Here is an 18,738-nt window from a genome sequence, read left to right as displayed (position 1 = left end):
TAAGCGGTCATTGCTGATCCTGTCGCTCTGTGTGTGATGGAGAAGTGGCGGACGCGGGTCGTCCCGCCGGGATGTGCGCCACGCATGTGACCTCGACGCGGATCGCGGCGCTGATGAAGCCTGCGACCTGCACCCCGGCAACGGAGGGCCCGTCGCAATCCCGGTAGAACTCCTTCCGGTACGGAAATAGACGCTCGGCGTACTCTTCACCGGTGCAGGAGTAGTAGATGGTCTCGCTGACGACGTCGGCCGCCGATCCCCCATGAGCCGCAAGCACCCTGCTCATCTGTTCGTAGACGACCTTGAACTGCAGCGCGGCATCATCGTGGTGCAGTTCGTTGCCCGATGCGTCCACCGCGGTGAGGCCGCCTATGAACACGAGGTCGCCGGCGCGGACGGCGATGGACATGCAGTAGTCGCGCTCCATCGAGGGCATGAGGTGGAATGAGGTCGAAGGCATGTGCGGTTCGCTTCCGGATTCAGTAGATTGGGCGCGGCGGCGGGGATGCCACGCGGGCCTGACGGGTCGAGGACACCAGCAGTGCGGCGAGCAACGCCGGCAGCGGCGTGACGACCAAGACCGCGGTAAGTGAAGCGCGCGCGAGCACCAGAGTGCCGATCGCAGGACCAACCGACTGGGCGGCCACGTTCACCACGTAGATCATTCGCGTGTAGCGATGGCTCGGATCGTTCTCCGCGGTCATTGACATGTAGAACGCCAGTCCCATGCACCAAGCGGATGCGTAGATCGCGAAGGCGACGGTGAAGAACGCAGTGGAATGCGCGAGGTATATGCCGAGGATCGACGCCAGGAACACGGCCGTCGTTACGCCTACCCAGCGCAGATGACGCCCGGTCTCCCCGAAGATCGTGGGAATTAGGCTGCCCAACGCCGAGAAGATGTAGCCGAACGCCATGGCGTTCGCGACGGATCCCTGATCGAGCCCGTTGGTGAGGCCGATCCGCTCTATGAAAGCGTAGATCACGTTGACGCTGACGCCGAAGAGCAAAAGTCCCAGCAACGCAACGCGGCCGGCATTCCGAGCGCCGCCCCTCATCTGCGGTACGTCCTCCGGCAGGACCGGGTCCGAGGGACCATCGAGACCGCGCGGAAGCAGCAGGGCAAGCACCGCGCCGACGCCGAGCCAAAGCGCTCCCGAGCCCAAGGCGGCGGCATCTCCGAAGTGCGTACGCAGGGCCTCAAGCAGCCAAATTGCAACCGCCGAGAGCGTCATGCCGAGAGCGAGCCCGACTCCGTAGGCACGCACCGGGACGGCGGCCTGAGCCAGCACGCAGGCGGTGACGGTCGTGATGAGCACCACGCCGAAGCCGGCGACGAAGCGGATGACGCATAGGGCAAGATAACCATCGGCGAACGCGGTCAATGCGTTGCCGAGAGTGGCGACGAGCGACGCTGAGACGATGATCGTCCTCCAACGCGCTCGAGGCATGAGGAAGAAGCCGGCGACCGCGCCGAGCACGCCGCCGGCTTGATCGACCGATTGCACGAGGCCTGCCTGACTAAGGGGCAGGCCCAGATGATCGACGTACAGTCCGATGAAAAACGGCGCGATGTCGATCAGTATGAGCGAGAAAGCATACAGCACGCAGGCGATGACAAGGGCGCGCCCGGAAACCGCGCTGGTGACCTGGGCGAAGTTCCCGCCAGGCGACTGGCTGACCGCCCCGCTCACAGAACCCGTTTCCACTCGACGGCGCAATGCGCAAAGCGGCACCCGTTGCTGCTCATCGCAACCGGACGGACGGACACGGCGATCGGCTCCGACACAAAAGAAACGGATCTCTCCAAGCTCATGCCGTCATCTTCCTAAATGGGCAGCTTCGTAGTTGCTTGGGTCGCCGAGCCCCATTGCCGTCCGTGGTGCGCACGGATTGCCATCGAGAGTCGCGTGGCGGCCGCCTTGACCATAGCCCGCCCGGCGGAGTGAGCAACATATTTATACAGGTGCACATTTTCAATGCGAGCCTCCACCTTGTTGAACATGCTGGCGCCAGATGCCCCCTGCCCCTCCCTGAACGAAATCAGGCTGCCCTTTCCTCGAAAGTCAAGGCGAACCCGGTGAGCGACGGAACCGCCACCAACGGTCCTAGAATTATACGAAGCAATAATTATTGACCGAATTGAAAGTGTCTCATAGCAATGATCATCCGCCCGGATCGCATCCGGCCTGGACAGCTCTGAGCGAAACATCGCGGAACTGTCGTCGAAGCTGGTGGCGAAACCAGGTTCCAGGAAGCGGGAGGACGTCTCAGGACCAATCTAAGGGGAGAGCTTTTCATGCATGTTCCATACGCTCCGCGCCTTCCGCTGGCGGTGCTCGCGACCGCGCTCTGCACTGTTTGGCCGATCGCCGCGCAAGCCCAGAGCGCCTCAACACCCGGTGCGGCAACGCCGAAGGCCATGACAGATGGCCAAGCTCCAGTCGAAGCCCAGGCCGCTGATTTGCCACAGCAGCGCACTGACGGCGCGGACAACGGCGATATCGTCGTCACGGCGACTCGGCGTGCACAGCGGATCCAAGACGTGCCGATTGCAATCTCAGCGCTCGGAGCGGAAGCGATTCAGGAACGTCAGGTGACCCAAGTCTCGGACATCGTCAAACTGTCTCCGAACTCGCAGGTGAGCTATCCATACGGCGAGGGTGGGCCGCCGAACTTTGTCATCCGCGGCATCTCGTCGACCGACTATTCACCGAACCAGAGCAAGCCGATCGCGATCTACATCGACGAAGGCATCCGCAATCTGCAGGCCTTCGAGTCGATGCCGGTCTTCGACGTTGAACGGGTGGAGGTCCTTCGCGGTCCGCAAGGAACGCTTTACGGGAAGAACGCGACCGGCGGCGCCGTCAACATCGTGACGATCAAGCCCGGTTTCACGTCGGAAGGCTATCTGACCGGAAGCTACGGCAACTTCGATCGGGTACGGCTGCAGGGCGCAGTCCAGACGCCCTTGATCAACGACGTGCTCTCGCTCCGGGTCGCCGGGCTGTACGTTCACGACACCGGCACCTTCCGCAATCTAGCTCCCGGGGCCGGCGACCTCAATCAGACCGACCTTTTCGCGATTCGCGGCGCACTGCAGTTCGAGCCTGCACCGGATTTCGAGGCGACGCTTCGCTACAACCACGTCAAGAGCGGAGGGCGGAACTACGCTCCGATCGCCTCGAACATCAACTTCAACGACCCCGCCATTCTCTTCCCGGGCAACAACCTGGGCAACCTGCCAGGCTCCAACAGGGACGGGCTCGGCTTCTTCGAGAATTCGCTTACGCGCACGCCGAAGCGCGATATCCGTATCGACGGCGTCAATCTGGTCATGAAGTGGAATGCGACGGACACCATCACGTTAAACTCTGTCACGACATATGACTGGGGCAAGTGGGTGGACGTCGTCGACTCTGACGGTCTTGAAATCGCCGTCGAGAGCCCCTTCGTCACGCGCGGTAAGAATCTGAAGCAGTTTGTTCAGGAACTCCGGGTTGCCACGTCCTTCAAGGGGCCGTTTAACGTCCAGGCTGGCGCGATGTACACGTGGGACAGCGCCGACGCCGGGTTCGACTTTCGTCTGTTCACTGATCCGGGATGCGGCGCGGCGTGCAGCCTGGGGCTGACCCCGACGGGGCGTGGCCTGACTCAGACGAACGACTTCCTGCAGAAGCGCGACAGCTACTCGGCTTACGTTCGTGCCGAACTCAAGCTCGCTCGGACGGTCACCGCAACCGGCGGCGTCCGGTTCAGCCGGGACAAGGTTGCGGTCAATCGCTACAACGCCTTCCTAGGCGACACGGCCGATACCTTCGCCGTCAACACGATCGCGAACGTCTCCGACCGGCGAACCTTCAACAACACCAGCTTCGAGGCGGGTATCAATTGGAAGCCCTCCGAGCAGGTGCTGCTCTACGCTTCGATGCGTGAAGGCTACCGGACGGGCGCAGTGAACGCCCAAGCCTTCAGCGACCCCTCGGAGGTGAACTTCGCCCCGCCCGAGACGGCGCGGACTTTCGAGGCGGGCTTCAAGTCGACGCTGCTCGATCGAGCCCTGACGGTCAACGGCTCCGTCTTCCAAACCGATTACAAAAACCAGCAGGTCATCGTGCCGGAAGGCCTGCTGCTTCCCCTGCGCTCGATCAGCGATGCGCGGGTCCGCGGGTTCGAAGGCGAGATCACCGCTAAACCGATCGACCGCGTCACCCTCGGGGTCGGCGTGGGCGTGCTCGACCCGAAATACGGGGACGACGCTGTGGTCACGGGCACCAGCGGCGTCGTGATCGCCGGAAACCAGATCGCGAACGCGGCGAAGTTCAGCCTCAACCTCAACGCCAACGTGGTGCTGCTCAAGCTGCAGGACGCGACCGTTGAGCTGAACGGCGACGGCGTGTACACTTCGCGTGTCTTCTACGACAATGCCGAAGCCCTGTCGCAGGATGGCTACTGGTTGGCGAATGCCCGCGTCGCCTACAACGCCGATCGGTTCTCCGTAGGGGCGGGCGTCAAGAACCTGTTCAACGAAAAGTACGTCTCCTACGGACTGCAGCTGAGGGCGCTCGGCTTCGACTTCCTCCAGAGGGGCGTACCGCGGATGTACAGTGCCGACGTGACCTTCCGCTTCTAACGCCCTTCGTTCTATCCGGCATCAACGGTGCGGACCGATCGCAATCGGTCCGCGTCTTTTTCTTAAACCGGCTCGAACATTCAGGAACGCATGCCCTTGATCTCGCAGTGACGGTTCGCTTGCGTCTTTCTGAAGCGCGTCTCCCTCAAAGCCCGCTGGCGGAGGAGAATGTCGATCCTCAATGCCTTTTGGAGCTCGGCGCTATCTTCTTGGCGGCCTTTCCGAATGTCATTTCCCGCGGGGAAAGTTGCTCGTCATGCGACGCATCTAGCGTCTTGGGCGGTTTCGCAGCTAGTTCCCCTAAGGTCACGAAGCCATCGTGATTTCGATCTAGCTTCTTGAAGTTCGCCACCGGCATGCTCTGCAGTCGCCACTCCGTGCTTGAAATCCGCCCGTCCCGGTCAGCATCCATTTTAGCCAGGAGCTTCTTTGCATTGATCGGCGACGTCGAGGGAGGACCATTGGCGAACGCGCCGGGACTGGCCGTCGCGGAGAGCAGCAGGCAAATCGCGAGCCGCCATGGCGGTGAGGGTTGAGGAGTCATGACGTACGCTCCAGTTCAGTCTGTTTCAACGCACCAGAAGCGCTCGCGGACCAACGAAATTCATCGACTCATAATTTCCCGCCGAAGAGGCTTCGCCTGTGCATCCGTTACGAACCGTTTGAGAGTTAAGGAGCGCAAGATGTCTTTCTTCAGAGTCGGCGCTCGCTCCCAACCGGCAATCCCTCATCATCAATGAACCTCACACACCAGCTATTCTGCACATGAATAATTTCTTGACGACGGAGATGTCACGTGCTCAAAACAACGTTCTGACTTTGCAGGAAAGTTGGCGCGAAACAGCCGGTCCGGTGAAGGAGATCGGCCGCCCCAGGGTCGGCCTTGTCGAAGGTGAGAACGGCCACCAAAGCAGGCGATGCGGCGAACGCGACGACAGGAGACGGTTTGATGACGGGATTAATGGGATCGGATGAGACGCTACAGCGGTTCTTCGCCATGCCGTTCCCCATCGTCAGCGGGCGATTGGACCGAACTCTATGAAGGTAAACCTGACGATCAATGGTGCGCTGACGACCGCCGAGGTAGACGACGACACCCCTCTGCTCTGGGTGCTGCGCGACACACTCAAGATGAAGGGCACGAAATACGGCTGCGGTATCGGACAATGCGGCGCTTGCACCGTCATCGCCGATGGCCAGGCGACCCGCTCCTGTTCCCTTACGGCTTCGGCGGCAGTCGGACTCGACATCACGACGATCGAAGGTCTTTCACGCGACGGTGACCAGTTCGTCCAGAAGGCCTGGCAGGATCTGCGGGTGCCGCAATGTGGATACTGCCAGTCCGGCATGATCATGGCGGTGACAGCTCTCCTCGCGAAGTCGGTCGATCCTACTGACGACGAGATCGATCGGGAGATCACCAACATCTGTCGTTGCGGCACCTACGAACGCATACGCGCGGCGATCCACGCCGCGGCCAACAACCGGATCTGACGACGGCATGCACACCGATCGGCGTACCCTGCTGAAGTCCGTGGCGGCGGTCTCCGCCGGCGTCGTGTTTCCCGTGGCGATGTCCGGCTGTCGAGTGGCCGACTACGGCCCAGCCACGCCGGTCGAACTCATCTCCTGGGTCGTCATAGAGCCGAACAACACCGTTCGGATACGGATACCTCAGAGCGACATCGGCCAAGGCGTCATCACCACGCTGTCGCAGGTGCTCGCCGAGGAGATGGATCTGGACTGGTCGCTCGTCCGACCCGAATTCTTCGATCCGCTGACCAACCTGAAGCGCGGCAACGTCTACGTCTACACGTGCACCGAGAGCAGCTGGTCCGCGGACAGGCTGTTCGACCCGATGCGAATGGCGGGCGCGCAGATCCGGCAGATGATGCTTATCGCGGCCTCGCGCCGCTCGGGGATCGCGATCGAGGATCTGCGGACCGAGAACAGCAGCGTCCTATCCGCAGGCGGCGGGCGTCAGAGCTACGCGGAACTCGCTCTGGCCGCCTCGCACATCAAGCCACCCGAGCCGGCAAAGGTGAAGCTCAAGGCGGCGGCCGACTACCGCCTCATCGGCAAGCCCATCAAGCGCCTGGATCTCAAGCAGAAGACGAACGGCACGCTCCAGTACGGCATCGATGTCGACCTTCCGGGCATGCTCTACGCAGCCGTGCGTCAGTCGCCGGTTTACGGAGGGAAACTCGTCTCCTGGGACGAAACCGCGATCGCTGGGATGCCTGGCGTGGTGAAGGTTGTGCGCATCTCCCGCGGCTCGAGCGGACTGAACGGGCCGATCGCCGATGGCGGCGAGGACTACGGCATGGACGACGCGGTGGCCGTCGTCGCGGACAGCTTCTGGCGCGCGCGCAAGGCCCTGCTGGCCCTTCCCATCGAATGGGACGAGGGGAGCTTCGCGAACGCCAGCAGCGAGGCGATCATGGCCGATCTCACGCGACGTGTCGGTCAGACGCAGCCGGTGGTGCGCGAGGCCGGTGACTACGCGACCGCCATCGGTCGGGCAGCCCATGTGCTCGAGGCGGACTACTCTTACCCCTTCATGGACGCCATGCCGCTGGAGCCGATCAACTGCACGGCATGGCTGCGGCCGGACGGGCTGCAGGTGTGGGCATCGACGCAGTTCGCACAGGACGCTCACCGCCTCGCCGCCATCACTGCGGGGCTTCCACCGGAGAAGGTCCAGTTCAATCTGCCCTACAGCGGCGGAGCCTTCGGCCGGCGGTGCCAGAACGAGTACGTGTCACAGGGAGTGCAGATCGCAAAGGCGATTCCCGGCAGGCCGATCAAGCTCATCTGGACCCGAGAGGAGATGATGGCTCGGGGCTATCCGCCTCCCATCACCGTGTCCCGTTTCAAGGCGGCGCTGGACGAGAACGGCAAGGTCATCGCGTGGTTCAACCGCGTAGTGAGCGGGACGGCCCCTGACCAGAGCTACGGTCCCGCCCGCCTTCCGCACTACGTGCCGAACCTGCAGATCGAATATGCCCGGATCAAGACGCCGCAGCCGTTCGGCTGGATGCGTGGCGTGGCGTTCACCCAGCACGTCTGGATGAACCAGGGCTTCCAGGATGAACTGGCCGTGGCCGCAGGACGGGATCGGGTCGACCTGTACATGGAGCTGCTCGACGAGAATACGGTGCCCGCCGACCTGAAGGATCGGGACGTAGCCGTGAACCGCATCCGCAACATGAGGGACGCGTTGAACCGGGTCACGAAGCTCGCGGGATGGGGACAGCGGTTGCCCCGCGGGCGCGGGCGCGGCGTCTCGGTCAGCGATTTCAGCTACTGGGTGACGTACAGGACCGGCACCGCGTCCGCGGTGGTCGACGTGACGCTCGACGGCAAGGGTGGGCTGAGGGTGGATCGTGTCGTCGTGGTGCTGAACTGCGGACGGATCCTCAATCCGGAGGTCGTGCGCGGTCAGGTGGAGGGGAGCATCTTCTGGGCGATCACGACCGCCCTCTACGGTAAGATCACCCTAAAGGACGGCCGCGTGGTCGAGCGGAACTTCCAGGACCACAACGTGGCCCGGCTGGCGACCGCGTGCAGGAACATCCACATCGAGCTCGTCGAAAGCGACGAGCACCCCGCAGGCGTCGGTGAGGATGCGGTCCCGATAGTGATGACCGCCATGCTGAATGCGATCTACGACGCCGGCGGGCCGCGGGTACGCTCGCTTCCGCTCAGCGATCACGACCTCTCCTTCGTCTAGGGCCACGTACCCGGTAGCCTTGTCATACGATCCGAAGTCGAACGCGTGCACGCACATTCAAGGCATGCCCATTTCGAAGGATCAGGCTGCGCGGACCACCAACATGGTTGGGACACATCGCCCGCCTCGCTAGTGAAAGGGGTCCGGCTCAGACCACAGAGCCGGTGCGATTCCGCGCCCGTGAGACGCCCCATGCGCCGCCTCGGCCCGCCGCCGGACGTTCTCGCGGTCAGGCGCACGCCAGCAGGTGGCGGCGGCAGGACGGCGAGAACGTGTAGGAAGCGGTATCTGAGCCTACGATACGCTCCGAATGGCCAACGCTTCGGCCTTGCAGAATGCGTTCTTCGACACGAGCCTGCCGGCTTCGAAGCGCAGGATGTCGAGACCGTCCACCGACGACACCGATCCGTCTGCTGCGGTCATGACCATCGTCCAGGTGACGAGGGCACGTTGGTCGGACTCGTCGAGGATGGTCGAGGACACGTCGTAGCTGACGCTGCCGAGCGAACCGTCGAAGATCGACTTCAAGGAAGCTCCGATCGCGTCGACGCCACTGTGCTCGGCGCCGGCCGGGTCTACGTAGACGGCGTCGGGTGACAGAAGGCTGACCATCCGATCAAACTCTCCGCCGTTGAAGGTGCTCATGAAGGCGGTGGTGCTATCGGCAAGACTGGACATCGTCATTTCCTCGTTGGTGTCAGTGAAGCTCTTCTCAGGCCATGGTCGGGGCGCACGCCCGCTGCATGATCCGGAGACGGGTCAGGGTTTGGGCGATCCGACTGTGTCGGGGTTCAGTCCGAGCCTCGCGCGGAACATGCGAGGCGAGCAGCTCGCCCACCTCTTGAACGCGATGCGGAAATTGCTCACCTCGGAATAGCCTGCACGATCCGCGACGTCGCAGATGGTCAGCGACGCGTCTGCAAGGCATCGCTTAGCGAAGGCGAACCTCGCGTCCGCCAACGTCTTGGCATACGTCGTCCCGAGTTCACGCAGCCTGCGGCGGAGAGTCCGTCCGGATAGACCCAGCTCACGCGCGATGTCCGCTTCCGCAGCGTCGAAGCGGGGACCGTCCAGAACTGCGCTCTTCAGTCTTCTGACGAGCAACGGGTCTCCCTCGGAACGACTGGTGGGCGGAACGCAAGATCGATCGGTGCGAGAACAGCGCTCGGTCCCCTCCTCGGCATCCCCGGTCGCGGCTGGAGCGCCGGATCGGGGTCGTTCGAGCCCATCTGCTCGAAGGTGCCCGATCGCCGCCATGACGAGCGATAAGGAATCGCTTTCGACGATCCTCCAAGGAGCAAACGTACGCGATTCCACAGCGGGGGGACGAATAGGCAACTCGTCGCAACCCGCGAGATCCGTCGGAACCGGCCACCTCGCTGATGTAAACGCCATGCTGCGGCCTTCTCTCTCCTGACCTTCCAACAGTCGCGAGCTCGCGGCCCAGCGACGGGGCGAGTCCGCGCGTCGTCAGGCACGATCCGCCAGGGAGAGGTCGCTCGCGGGCATTGCGACGGCAGTTGATCGACCGGCCTGGCGGACCTGACGAACTGTGGACGAGGGGGGAATCATCCACCGGCACCTCATCAATTATACGAATGTAGAAATCAAGTGGTTTTGATCGAATGTGGTCTCCGTGACTGACTCTCTCTGGGCCTCACGTCGTGCGCTCCCTGTGGAAGCGGAGATCAGACCATCGGCTGATGTGCTGGACGTTAAACCAAGAACGAAATCAAGCTTGTATTTAGTCGATTGCAGAATTAGCGTTCGGTCAGCAGCAGAGGAGAGGGCGTTGAGAGCCTATCGCATAGGGCAGATCGTGCCGAGTTCGAACGTGACGATGGAGACGGAGATCCCCGCGCTCCTTCGGGCCCGCGAGTCCATCTCACCGGAGCGGTTCACCTTCCACTCGGCCCGGATGCGGATGAAGCACGTCACGAAGGAGGAGCTGTCGAAGATGGACGGCGCCAGCGACACCTGCGCGGTGGAGCTCTCTGACGCGGCCGTCGACGTGATGGGCTATGCGTGCCTCGTCGCCATCATGTCGATGGGCAAGGGCTACCATCGCGAGTCACAGGCACGCCTGCATCAGGCGACAGTCGAAAACGGCAATCCGGCTCCCGTCGTCTCGTCCGCCGGTGCGTTGGTGGATGGCATAAAGGCGATCGGGGCGAAGCGCGTGGCCATCGTCGCGCCGTACATGAAGCCGCTCACCGAGCTGGTCGTGGAGTACATCCGCGCCGAAGGCATCGACGTCGTCGAATGGCGTGCGCTGGAGATCTCAGACAATCTCGCTGTCGCCGCGCACGATCCGAGCCGCCTTCCCGGCATCGTGGCTTCGATGGAGCATATCGCCGTGGTGGATGCCGTGGTGCTCTCGGCCTGCGTGCAGATGCCTTCGCTGCCGGCCGTGTCCGTCGTGGAGGCGCAGGTCGGGAAACCGGTGTTGACGGCCGCGATCTCGACAACCTGGGCGATGCTCAAGGCACTCGATCTCGACACGCGCGTCCCTGGCGGCGGCACGCTGCTGTCAGGAGCATACTGATGGCACCCGCCGGCTTCGGCTACAACGTGCATGCCAACGGCATACGACATCATCTGGTGCGCTACGGCGCTCCGGGATACCCAGTCATGCTGCTGGTGCCCGGGATCACCTCGCCGGCGGTCACCTGGGAATTCGTCGCCTCCCGGTTGGCGGACGCCTACGAGGTCCACGTCCTCGACGTGCGCGGCCGAGGCCTGAGCGAGGCGGGCGATCTGGACTACTCGCTCGACGCGATGGCGGACGACGTGATCGCGGTGTCCGGCGAACTCGGCTTCGATCGACCGTTGATCCTGGGACATTCCATGGGTGCCCGCACCGCGATCCGGGCGGCCCGCAAGGCACCGGGAACGTTCGGCGGCCTCATCCTGGCCGATCCACCGGTCAGCGGACCCGGCCGCCGGCCGTACCCCTCCGCCTGGCCGTGGTACGAGGATTCCATCCTGCTTGCGCAGCGGGGATGCTCTGCGGAGGACATGAGGGCGTTCTGCCCGACATGGACCCAGGACCAGCTCGCCCTTCGTGCGGAGTGGCTTCACACCTGCGAACTGCGCGCCATCGACGCGGCGTACAGGGGCTTCCATTCGGACGACATCCATGCGGATCTGCCGCAACTGGACCTGCCGATGAGGCTCATCGTCGCCGGTGGATCGCCGGTGATCGAAGCCGACGACGTCGCCGAGATCCGCGGCCTCGCACCGGCGATCGAGATCGTCACCGTCGAGGGGGCCGGGCACATGATCCCCTGGGACGACCTTGAAGGCTTCCTCCGCGCAGTGGCGGACTTCCCAGCCAACATCGATGAGGCTCCAGCACATGGATAGGTCCAGCTTCACGGAGATCTGCCTCCATCAGCTGAGGATGTCGGGAGTTCGGGCGGACGAACGGGTGGTCGTGCTGACTCAAGGGGACGACCGACTGGACTATGCCGACGCGTTCCTCGCCGCGGGTCGCGCGCTGAAGGCCAACATCTACCACATGCGCCTCCCCGCGCCGCCGCCGATGGGCGGCTGGGCCGTGGGCCAGACGCCGCTGTCGAGGATGCCCGAGGCGGTCGAGGCGCTCAAGAACGTCGACATGGTGATCGACTGCATCTTCCTTCTTTTCTCACCGGAGCAGATGGCCATACAGGCAGCGGGTGCGCGGATCCTGACGGTCGTCGAGCCGCCGGAGCTTCTCGCCCGGATGCTCCCATCGAAGAAGCTGCGTGAGCGGGTCGAGACCGCGGGAGAGCTGCTGGCCCGCGCCAGAATGATGCACATCACCTCGCCTCACGGTACCGACGTCACCTACAAGATCGGGCGCTATCCCACCGTGACCGAATATGCGTGCACGGACGAGCCGGGGCGCTGGGACCACTGGCCGTCCGGCTTCGTGTTCACGGGCGGTGACGACGATGGGGTCGACGGACAGATCGTCGTGGCCCCCGGGGACGTCCTGCTGCCGCAGAACATCTACGTCCGCGAGGCGATCACCTACACGATCGAGAAGGGCATCGTCACTTCGATCCGTGGCGGCTTCGAGGCCGAGATCGTCAAGTCCTACATGGCCGACTTCAACGACCCGCGCGGCTTCGCGATGAGTCACATCGGCTGGGGCATGAACCCCGACGCGAAATGGCACCGCATGACGCCGGGCGAGTTTCCGGGCGGAATGGGGATGGAGCCGCGAAGCTTCCTCGGCAACGTGCTGTTCTCGACCGGCCCCAACAACGAGCTCGGCGGTGCGAACGACACCGACTGCCATCTCGACATCCCGTTGCGCGGCTGCTCGCTGTTCCTGGATGGCGAACCCGTCGTCCTCGATGGCCGCATCGCGGCGAAGGATCTTCTCGACGGGACTCGCGAGGTGTTCGATGTCGCAGGATGAGGTCTACGACAAGGCGGGGTTCGGTCGCACCGTGCCCCGCGGCGAGCGCCCCGGGGTCGTCGTCGTCGACTTCAGCTACGGGTTCACGGACACCAGCTACCCGACGGCCGCCGACATGAGGGATCAGATCGCCAGGACGCGGAAGATAACCGATCTGGCGCGCAACCGCGGCTTTCCGGTGATCTACACGACCATCGCGTACCAGCCGTGGGAGGCAGAGAGGCTGCCCTGGCTCCGCAAGGCGACGGGGATGAAGGCGCTCCTCGTTGGTACGAGGCTGGTGGACATCGACGAGTCGACCGGCATCGTCGACGGCGATCCCGTGGTCGTGAAGCACGGAGCCTCGGCGTTCCATGGCACGAACCTCGCCGCGCTGCTCACGGCCGCGGGCGTGGACACGCTAGTCGTGACGGGCGCCACCACGAGCGGATGCGTGCGTGCCACGGTGGTCGACGCCGTACAGTCCGGCTTCACCGTCCTGGTGCCGCAGGACTGCTGTGCCGACCGCGCGACCGCGCCACACCATGCTACCCTTTACGACATAGATCAGAAGTACGGAGACGTCACAGACGCCTCGGACGTCATGGAATGGCTGGGACGGATCTAGAAGCGACAACCGCGGCGCGCGGCGCCGGGACCCAAGATGGAGACGGATGGAATGGCTAAGCATGTGATCGTCGTCGGTGCGGGACCGATTGGCCTCCTCACCGCCTTCGGGCTCGCCAAGGAGGGCACGCGCGTGACCATCCTCGAAGCGGAGGACAAGTTCAACGACAAGCCCCGCGCGCTCGTCTACCACTACCCCGTACTGCCGCACCTCGAGCGGCTCGGCCTGCTGCAGGACTGCGTGGCGGAAGGCTTCCTGCGGCAGAGCTTCGGCTGGCACATCCACAGCACCGGCGAGATGATCGAGTGGAAATGGTCTCCCGAGGGCATGGGCGGTCACGCCCTGCACCTGCACCAGGGGCTGCTATCGAAGATCCTGGCACGACACGCCTCCGCGTTACCGAACGTCGAGATCCTGCTCCACACGAAGCTGACCTCATGTTCTCAGAACGACGCCGGCGTCATCGCTGAGATCGAAGGTCCGGATGGCCCCGCAGTGCTAGAAGCCGACTACCTCATCGGTGCGGACGGAGCGAACAGCACCGTGCGCCGGCAGGTGCTGGATCTTCAGTTCCTGGGGACCACGTGGCCCGAGCGGTACGTCGCCACCAACACGCGCATCGACCTGTCCTCGCGCGACTACCCCAAGTCCGTCATGCAGCTCGACCAGAAGCACGGCTCGATCATCTGCAAGATCGAGGAGCCCGACGTGTGGCGCGTCACCTTCGTGGAGGATCCCGATCTGCCCATCGAGGGGATCGAGGGTCGGATCGACGCCATGTTCGCCGACCACCTGCCGGACCTGCCCTACGAGGTGCTGGCCTACTCCCCCTACCGCATGCACCAGCGGATCGCGGACCGCATGCGCGTGGGCCGCATACTGCTCGTCGGGGACGCTGGCCATGTGACGAACCCGACCGGCGGCCTCGGCCTCACCGGCGGCATGTTCGACGCCTTCGCGCTTATCGGAGCTCTGAACCGCGTCATCCATGACGGTGCAGGCGACGAGATGCTCGAGTTCTACGAACGCGACCGCCGTCGCGTGTTCGCCGAAGTCACCTCGCCCCGCGCGTCCGCCAATCTGCGCAGCCTCTACCACCTCAAGGAGGGTCAGGAGAAGGAGGACCGGATCCAGTTCCTCCGGACCGTCGGGGGCGACGAGAGGCTCCTGGAACGCGAACTGAGCTTCACCAAACAGATGGAGACGCAGTTCTGAACGACCAACGGCCCTTCGAACTCGCCGACTTCGGCGGTACCTTCCTGACGTCGGGCCCGGTTGCGGCTGGCGGTCATGTCTCATCCGGCATAAACGCCTACGTCCAATGGTTCATCCCGGTGGATCGCCGCCCCTTGTCAGTACTCCTCGTGCACGGCGGCGGCGGTCAGGGCGCGGATTTCATCAGCACGCCGGACGGCCGGCCAGGGTGGGTGCACAGCTTCCTGCGTGCTGGTTACGCAACCTTCGTCCTCGATCGGCCGGGCCATGGACGATCTCACTGGAACGATCGGGTCCTCGGGCCCATTGCACCAGTTGCAGACTACGAGGCGCTCTACTCGCGCTTCATCGAGCCGGAGAAGCACGGTTTGTGGAAGGAGGCCGTCGCGCACAACCGATGGCCGGCCGATCCGCTCTCCGGAGATCGCTTCATGGCGGGCCAGGGTCCGATGGCCGCCAGTCTCGCATCCAGCCAGCGCCACGTGGAAGCCATCGCGGAACAGCTGTTCCGGACGACCGGGCCGACGATCATTGTGAGCCACTCGATGGGTGCGCCGTGCGGTTGGGCGCTGACGGCCCTAGGCGGCGAGAACGTTGCGGCCGTGGTCGCAGCGGAACCATTCGGCTACCCCGGCATGGTCCATCCATTGGGCACCTTCGACAACGGTCTGGTTCCGACGTCCTACCATGGGCGCCATGATCCCTTCGATCGACCGGTCGCAGTGGTCACGGGCGAGGCCACCTGGATGCGGGAGACGAATGCCCTCGCGGCCGACTTCCTCCGCGTCCGCGCGCCGGTCTTCGAGCACATCCTCCTCGAACAGTACGGGATCACCGGAAACGGACACATGCTGATGAGCGAGAGCAACAGCGGCGAGATCGCCGAGCTCGTGATCCACTGGCTTGACCGCAACGTCCGGAACGACAGGGGACAGGTCACTTCCTAGCCAGCGCGTTCCCCGCTAATGTCTGCTGCTAGCGACGATGTGGAACGGGGTGGATGGAAGCCGAAGTGATCGACGCCGAGGAGGCGCAGGAGAAGAGCGTACCGGAGACGGCGCGCAGGCCGGGCCGCCCGCGCAAGGACGGCAACCACCGCGAGACGATCTTGAACAAGGCGGAGATCGCGTTTGCGGAAGGTGGATACGCCGGTATCAGCATCCGCGACATCGCGGATCGCGCAGGCGTCAATCAAGGGCTCATCCGCTACTACTTCGACAGCAAGCAGCAGCTGTTCGACGAGGTTTACCGGCGACGCGGCGGCCTGCTTTCGGGTCACCGGCATGTGCTTCTCGACCGCCTTTTGGATAGCGGCGAACCGCTGACGGTGAAGTCCATCATCCGCGCATACCTTCAGCCACAGTGGGATCTGAAGTACAGCGGCGAGGCGGGCGCTGCTTTCGTACGCCTGCAGGCTCGTCTTCACGCCGAGCCGGAGGAGCACGCGCTCCGGTTGCGACGCGAGGTCTACGACGCCTCCGTCAAGCGCTACGTCGATGCCCTCAGCATAGTGCTGCCCGCCATATCGAAACGCACCATCGGACTTCGCATGGCGTTCCTCGTCGGCACCTACCTCTTCATGCTGAACGACCTAGGCCGCATCGAGGATCTGACGGAGGGCAAGATACTGCAGCTCTCCAAGGACGAGATGCTCGACCACATGGTCGAATTCCTCACCGCCGGCATCCAGGCTCCCAATCCCTGAAAAGGAAGGCCGGGCGCAGCCCCGCCTTCCTGATCGATCACTTGGTCGTCGTTCCGAAGCGCATGCCCGCCTTCCTGCCGTCGTACGTCGCCTGGGCGATCTGCCCGGCACCAAGGCAGTCGCCGATCCGCTCGACCGAACGGATGAGGCCCGCCTCACGCTTCTCCACCAGCTGATGATACAGGCCTTCCTCAGACACCTGTCCCGTCACCAGCACGACCGCATCTGCGGCGATCTCGCTGTCCGCGCCGTCAAGCAGGCGGTTCACCTTCACGGAGCCCTCCGAGATCGACGCGATGGACGTTCCCACGACGATCGAGATTCCTGCCTCGTTCATCGAGTTGATCACGTGGACCATTTCAAGGGTGTTGTGCGTCCACGGTGACGGATCGCTTGCGGTCGTGACGTAGGTGACCTTGCACCCCGCCTTGGCCAGGCGATCGGCCACGACGGCGGCCATGTAGTAGTAGTCCTCGTCGTAGACCACGACGCTTCCGGACTGCGGCAGTCGATCATCAAGGATGTCCTCTGGCGTGAGGACGTGGGGAAGATCCTGACCGGGGATCGGTTCGTCATGATGGCGCCCGACGCCGCCACCCCGCCACTTCGCACCCGTGGCGACGATCACGTGATCCGCCTCGAAGCCGGCGATGTCGTCGGCGCCCAGCGGGCTGTCGAGGTACATGTTGACGTTCGGCATCGTCTGCAGCTGACCGACCCGGTAGTCGACCACGCGGCCCCAGGCGCTCAGCCGCGGCAGTCTGCGCTCGCGCACGAGTCTACCGCCCCACTCGCTTCCCGCATCGGCGATCGACACCTGGTAGCCACGCTTGGCCAACGTATGAGCCGCCTCCAAGCCAGCCGGTCCGCCGCCGACGACGAGGATCGATGCGTTCGGATCGTGCGCCGCAGGCACCTTCTCAGGATGCCAGCCACTGACATGCTCCTCTCCCGCGGACGGGTTCTGGGTGCAACGGATCCGCGACGAGGTCATGACCTCGGCGGTGCACGCGTTGCAGCCGATACACTCGCGGATGTCGTCCTGGCGTCCCTCATCGATCTTGTTCGGAAGAAACGGATCGGAGATCGACGGCCGCGCGGCTCCGATCAGGTCGAGCACGCCGCGCTTGATCTGGCTCACCATCGCGTCGGGCGAAGTGAAGCGGCCAACCCCAACCACGGGCTTGCTGGTGACCTTCTTCACGAAGTCGATGAAGGGCTCCTGCTGCCCCTCCTCAAAGAAGCGGCTGCTTCCGCTGTCCCACGCCCAGTCGCTGACGTTCACGTCCCAGAGATCGGGAACATCGGCCAGAGCCTCGACGACGCGTCGGCCGTCCTCAAGGGCGGTGATGCTCGAAGCTCGGCGCCTCTCCTCCACTGCGAAGCGAACCGCTACCGCGCACGTGTCGCCGACCGCGTCCTTGACGTCCGACAGCGTTTCGCGAAGCAGGCGCACCCGGTTCTCGAACACTCCGCCGTATTCGTCGTTTCGCTTGTTCACGCCGCTGTCGAGGAAGTCCTGGAGAAGCGACAGGTTGTGCGCGCAGTACACGTAGACGATGTCGAAGCCCGCCTTCTTCGCGCGGATCGCCGCGTCGCGGTACCAGCGGCGGAAGTCGAGGATGTCTTGGCGGTCGATCGACCTGGCGGCGATCGGGTTGTAGAAGTAGTGCGGGTACTTGGTGGTCGGCGACAGCGGATGCTCGCGGTGATAGATCGCCGGCCCCGAGGCGCCCGCGTGCGCGAGTTCGACGCCCGCCAGGGCGCCATGCTCCTTCACCGCCGCCACGACCCGGGAGAGCGGCTCGATGTACTTGTCATCGTACATGCGCGGATCCGGAAGGGGCGCGTGATCGGAGGTCTCATGGATCATCGTCTCTTCGAGACAGACGACGCCCCAGCCGCCCTCGGCCCGAACCTTGCGGAACGCGATCATCTCTTCGAGTGCGGTCATGCCCATAGCGGTCGCGTGGGGAACCACGTAGAAACGGTTCTTCGTCCGGACGGGACCGATCTGCACTGGTTCGAAAAGGATGTCGTATCTAGGATCGCGCATCTATAACTCCGCCGGCGGCTCGCTTGGGAGCGGATTTCCCGACCTCGTAAGTCGGCGGTTCGTCCATCCCCGCCGGAGTCGGATGGACCAGCCGCATACTAAGGCATTGCGCACGGAGCCGAGTATGGAAAGCGGCCATAAAACAGCACCCCGTGAACCCCTGCGGCGCCGGTTGACGGGTGCAGGGTGGTTGCTCGTCATCGTCAAGATCGTCAACGATGGCGTCTTCCGTCGGCTGTGTACCTAGGGCCGCATCGCCGACTGCCTCGGTCGGACGCGCTTTGGACGGCACAATGCAGGTGGTCGAAAAGCAGATGGCACTTGAGGCTGAGCCTCGGCGTCGCATCAGAGTGCGAAGGCCACCAGCCGACCCGGTCT

At 63.9% G+C, this 18,738-nt stretch carries 17 protein-coding genes; 10 read left to right on the top strand and 7 right to left on the bottom strand.

Features of this window, described 5'->3' with window-relative positions:
- Window positions 1-7 precede the first annotated feature (7 nt).
- Together BSZ14_RS03450 and BSZ14_RS03445 are read right to left on the bottom strand one after the other, a co-directional pair.
- Window positions 8-409, bottom strand: a complete 402-nt coding sequence (locus BSZ14_RS03450; protein ID WP_158069163.1) for a RidA family protein — start codon at window positions 407-409, stop codon at window positions 8-10.
- Between the two features lie 70 nt (window positions 410-479).
- Complete coding sequence (locus tag BSZ14_RS03445; RefSeq protein ID WP_076709810.1) at window positions 480-1,694, bottom strand: MFS transporter; 1,215 nt, start codon at window positions 1,692-1,694, stop codon at window positions 480-482.
- Between the two features lie 605 nt (window positions 1,695-2,299).
- Between BSZ14_RS03445 and BSZ14_RS03440 the strand changes: the two genes are divergently transcribed.
- Entirely contained in the window at window positions 2,300-4,633 is a 2,334-nt protein-coding gene (locus tag BSZ14_RS03440) for a TonB-dependent receptor (RefSeq protein WP_083748075.1), read from the top strand.
- A 178-nt stretch (window positions 4,634-4,811) separates the two neighbouring features.
- On the opposite strand, the gene BSZ14_RS18950 is transcribed toward BSZ14_RS03440, so the two are convergent.
- On the bottom strand, window positions 4,812-5,177 hold the full coding sequence (locus BSZ14_RS18950; protein WP_083748074.1) for a hypothetical protein: 366 nt from the start codon (window positions 5,175-5,177) through the stop codon (window positions 4,812-4,814).
- Between the two features lie 248 nt (window positions 5,178-5,425).
- Window positions 5,426-5,632 carry a hypothetical protein gene (locus tag BSZ14_RS19210; protein WP_139330284.1) on the bottom strand — a complete coding sequence of 69 codons (207 nt, stop codon included), beginning with the start codon at window positions 5,630-5,632 and terminating at the stop codon, window positions 5,426-5,428.
- A 39-nt stretch (window positions 5,633-5,671) separates the two neighbouring features.
- On the opposite strand from BSZ14_RS19210, the gene BSZ14_RS03430 reads away from it, so the two are divergent.
- Window positions 5,672-6,127, top strand: coding sequence for a nicotine dehydrogenase subunit S (locus BSZ14_RS03430; protein WP_076709807.1), 456 nt, complete (start codon window positions 5,672-5,674; stop codon window positions 6,125-6,127).
- A gap of 40 nt (window positions 6,128-6,167) precedes the next feature.
- Window positions 6,168-8,366 (top strand): nicotine dehydrogenase subunit L, encoded by a 2,199-nt coding sequence (locus tag BSZ14_RS03425; RefSeq protein WP_139330302.1) that lies wholly within the window; start codon window positions 6,168-6,170, stop codon window positions 8,364-8,366.
- 294 nt (window positions 8,367-8,660) lie between these two features.
- Here the strand turns inward: BSZ14_RS03425 and BSZ14_RS03420 are convergent, their stop codons facing one another.
- Window positions 8,661-9,044: a nuclear transport factor 2 family protein gene (locus tag BSZ14_RS03420; protein ID WP_158069162.1), complete on the bottom strand. Its 384-nt coding sequence runs from the start codon at window positions 9,042-9,044 to the stop codon at window positions 8,661-8,663.
- An 81-nt stretch (window positions 9,045-9,125) separates the two neighbouring features.
- Window positions 9,126-9,623, bottom strand: coding sequence for a helix-turn-helix domain-containing protein (locus BSZ14_RS20275; RefSeq protein ID WP_415413985.1), 498 nt, complete (start codon window positions 9,621-9,623; stop codon window positions 9,126-9,128).
- Between the two features lie 535 nt (window positions 9,624-10,158).
- Here BSZ14_RS20275 and ndpH point away from each other — a divergent pair.
- The 7 genes from ndpH to BSZ14_RS03380 all read left to right on the top strand — a co-directional run bounded on the left by ndpH (window position 10,159) and on the right by BSZ14_RS03380 (window position 16,304).
- A complete protein-coding gene (gene ndpH / locus BSZ14_RS03410; RefSeq protein ID WP_445190532.1) occupies window positions 10,159-10,911 on the top strand; it encodes a maleate isomerase in 753 nt (250 codons plus the stop codon).
- Window positions 10,911-11,732, top strand: a complete 822-nt coding sequence (ndpF, locus tag BSZ14_RS03405; protein WP_076709802.1) for an N-formylmaleamate deformylase — start codon at window positions 10,911-10,913, stop codon at window positions 11,730-11,732. Before ndpH ends, ndpF begins: the two co-directional genes overlap by 1 nt.
- Complete coding sequence (gene ndpE / locus BSZ14_RS03400) at window positions 11,725-12,777, top strand: 2,5-dihydroxypyridine 5,6-dioxygenase (protein WP_076709801.1); 1,053 nt, start codon at window positions 11,725-11,727, stop codon at window positions 12,775-12,777. The genes ndpF and ndpE overlap by 8 nt, the downstream gene beginning before the upstream one ends.
- On the top strand, window positions 12,764-13,384 hold the full coding sequence (gene ndpG, locus BSZ14_RS03395) for a maleamate amidohydrolase (RefSeq protein WP_076709800.1): 621 nt from the start codon (window positions 12,764-12,766) through the stop codon (window positions 13,382-13,384). Before ndpE ends, ndpG begins: the two co-directional genes overlap by 14 nt.
- 51 nt (window positions 13,385-13,435) lie before the next feature.
- A complete protein-coding gene (gene ndpD, locus BSZ14_RS03390; protein WP_076709799.1) occupies window positions 13,436-14,599 on the top strand; it encodes a 6-hydroxy-3-succinoylpyridine 3-monooxygenase NdpD in 1,164 nt (387 codons plus the stop codon).
- Between the two features lie 134 nt (window positions 14,600-14,733).
- Window positions 14,734-15,546 (top strand): alpha/beta fold hydrolase, encoded by an 813-nt coding sequence (locus BSZ14_RS03385; protein WP_241823619.1) that lies wholly within the window; start codon window positions 14,734-14,736, stop codon window positions 15,544-15,546.
- A gap of 53 nt (window positions 15,547-15,599) precedes the next feature.
- Window positions 15,600-16,304 (top strand): TetR/AcrR family transcriptional regulator, encoded by a 705-nt coding sequence (locus tag BSZ14_RS03380; RefSeq protein ID WP_076709797.1) that lies wholly within the window; start codon window positions 15,600-15,602, stop codon window positions 16,302-16,304.
- A 37-nt stretch (window positions 16,305-16,341) separates the two neighbouring features.
- Here BSZ14_RS03380 and ndpC read toward each other — a convergent pair whose 3' ends face one another.
- Window positions 16,342-18,360, bottom strand: a complete 2,019-nt coding sequence (ndpC, locus tag BSZ14_RS03375; RefSeq protein ID WP_083748071.1) for a 6-hydroxypseudooxynicotine oxidase — start codon at window positions 18,358-18,360, stop codon at window positions 16,342-16,344.
- Window positions 18,361-18,738: the final 378 nt, after the last annotated feature.

The organism is Sphingomonas sp. Sph1(2015), assembly GCF_001970915.1.
Taxonomy (GTDB): domain Bacteria; phylum Pseudomonadota; class Alphaproteobacteria; order Sphingomonadales; family Sphingomonadaceae; genus Sphingomonas; species Sphingomonas parapaucimobilis.
Note: the sequence above shows the minus strand (reverse complement) of the source record. Positions and strands in the feature narration are given on the sequence as shown.

What these genes read in the sequence shown, in the direction of transcription:
- BSZ14_RS18950 (WP_083748074.1), bottom strand. Translation starts at nt 5,177, where the DNA reads ATGACTCCTCAACCCTCACCGCCATGGCGGCTCGCGATTTGCCTGCTG.
- BSZ14_RS03430 (WP_076709807.1), top strand. Translation starts at nt 5,672, where the DNA reads ATGAAGGTAAACCTGACGATCAATGGTGCGCTGACGACCGCCGAGGTA.
- ndpE (WP_076709801.1), top strand. Translation starts at nt 11,725, where the DNA reads ATGGATAGGTCCAGCTTCACGGAGATCTGCCTCCATCAGCTGAGGATG.
- BSZ14_RS03440 (WP_083748075.1), top strand. Translation starts at nt 2,300, where the DNA reads ATGCATGTTCCATACGCTCCGCGCCTTCCGCTGGCGGTGCTCGCGACC.
- ndpG (WP_076709800.1), top strand. Translation starts at nt 12,764, where the DNA reads ATGTCGCAGGATGAGGTCTACGACAAGGCGGGGTTCGGTCGCACCGTG.
- BSZ14_RS19210 (WP_139330284.1), bottom strand. Translation starts at nt 5,632, where the DNA reads ATGGCGAAGAACCGCTGTAGCGTCTCATCCGATCCCATTAATCCCGTC.
- ndpC (WP_083748071.1), bottom strand. Translation starts at nt 18,360, where the DNA reads ATGCGCGATCCTAGATACGACATCCTTTTCGAACCAGTGCAGATCGGT.
- BSZ14_RS03450 (WP_158069163.1), bottom strand. Translation starts at nt 409, where the DNA reads ATGTCCATCGCCGTCCGCGCCGGCGACCTCGTGTTCATAGGCGGCCTC.
- BSZ14_RS03420 (WP_158069162.1), bottom strand. Translation starts at nt 9,044, where the DNA reads ATGTCCAGTCTTGCCGATAGCACCACCGCCTTCATGAGCACCTTCAAC.
- BSZ14_RS03380 (WP_076709797.1), top strand. Translation starts at nt 15,600, where the DNA reads ATGGAAGCCGAAGTGATCGACGCCGAGGAGGCGCAGGAGAAGAGCGTA.
- ndpF (WP_076709802.1), top strand. Translation starts at nt 10,911, where the DNA reads ATGGCACCCGCCGGCTTCGGCTACAACGTGCATGCCAACGGCATACGA.
- ndpD (WP_076709799.1), top strand. Translation starts at nt 13,436, where the DNA reads ATGGCTAAGCATGTGATCGTCGTCGGTGCGGGACCGATTGGCCTCCTC.
- BSZ14_RS20275 (WP_415413985.1), bottom strand. Translation starts at nt 9,623, where the DNA reads ATGGCGGCGATCGGGCACCTTCGAGCAGATGGGCTCGAACGACCCCGA.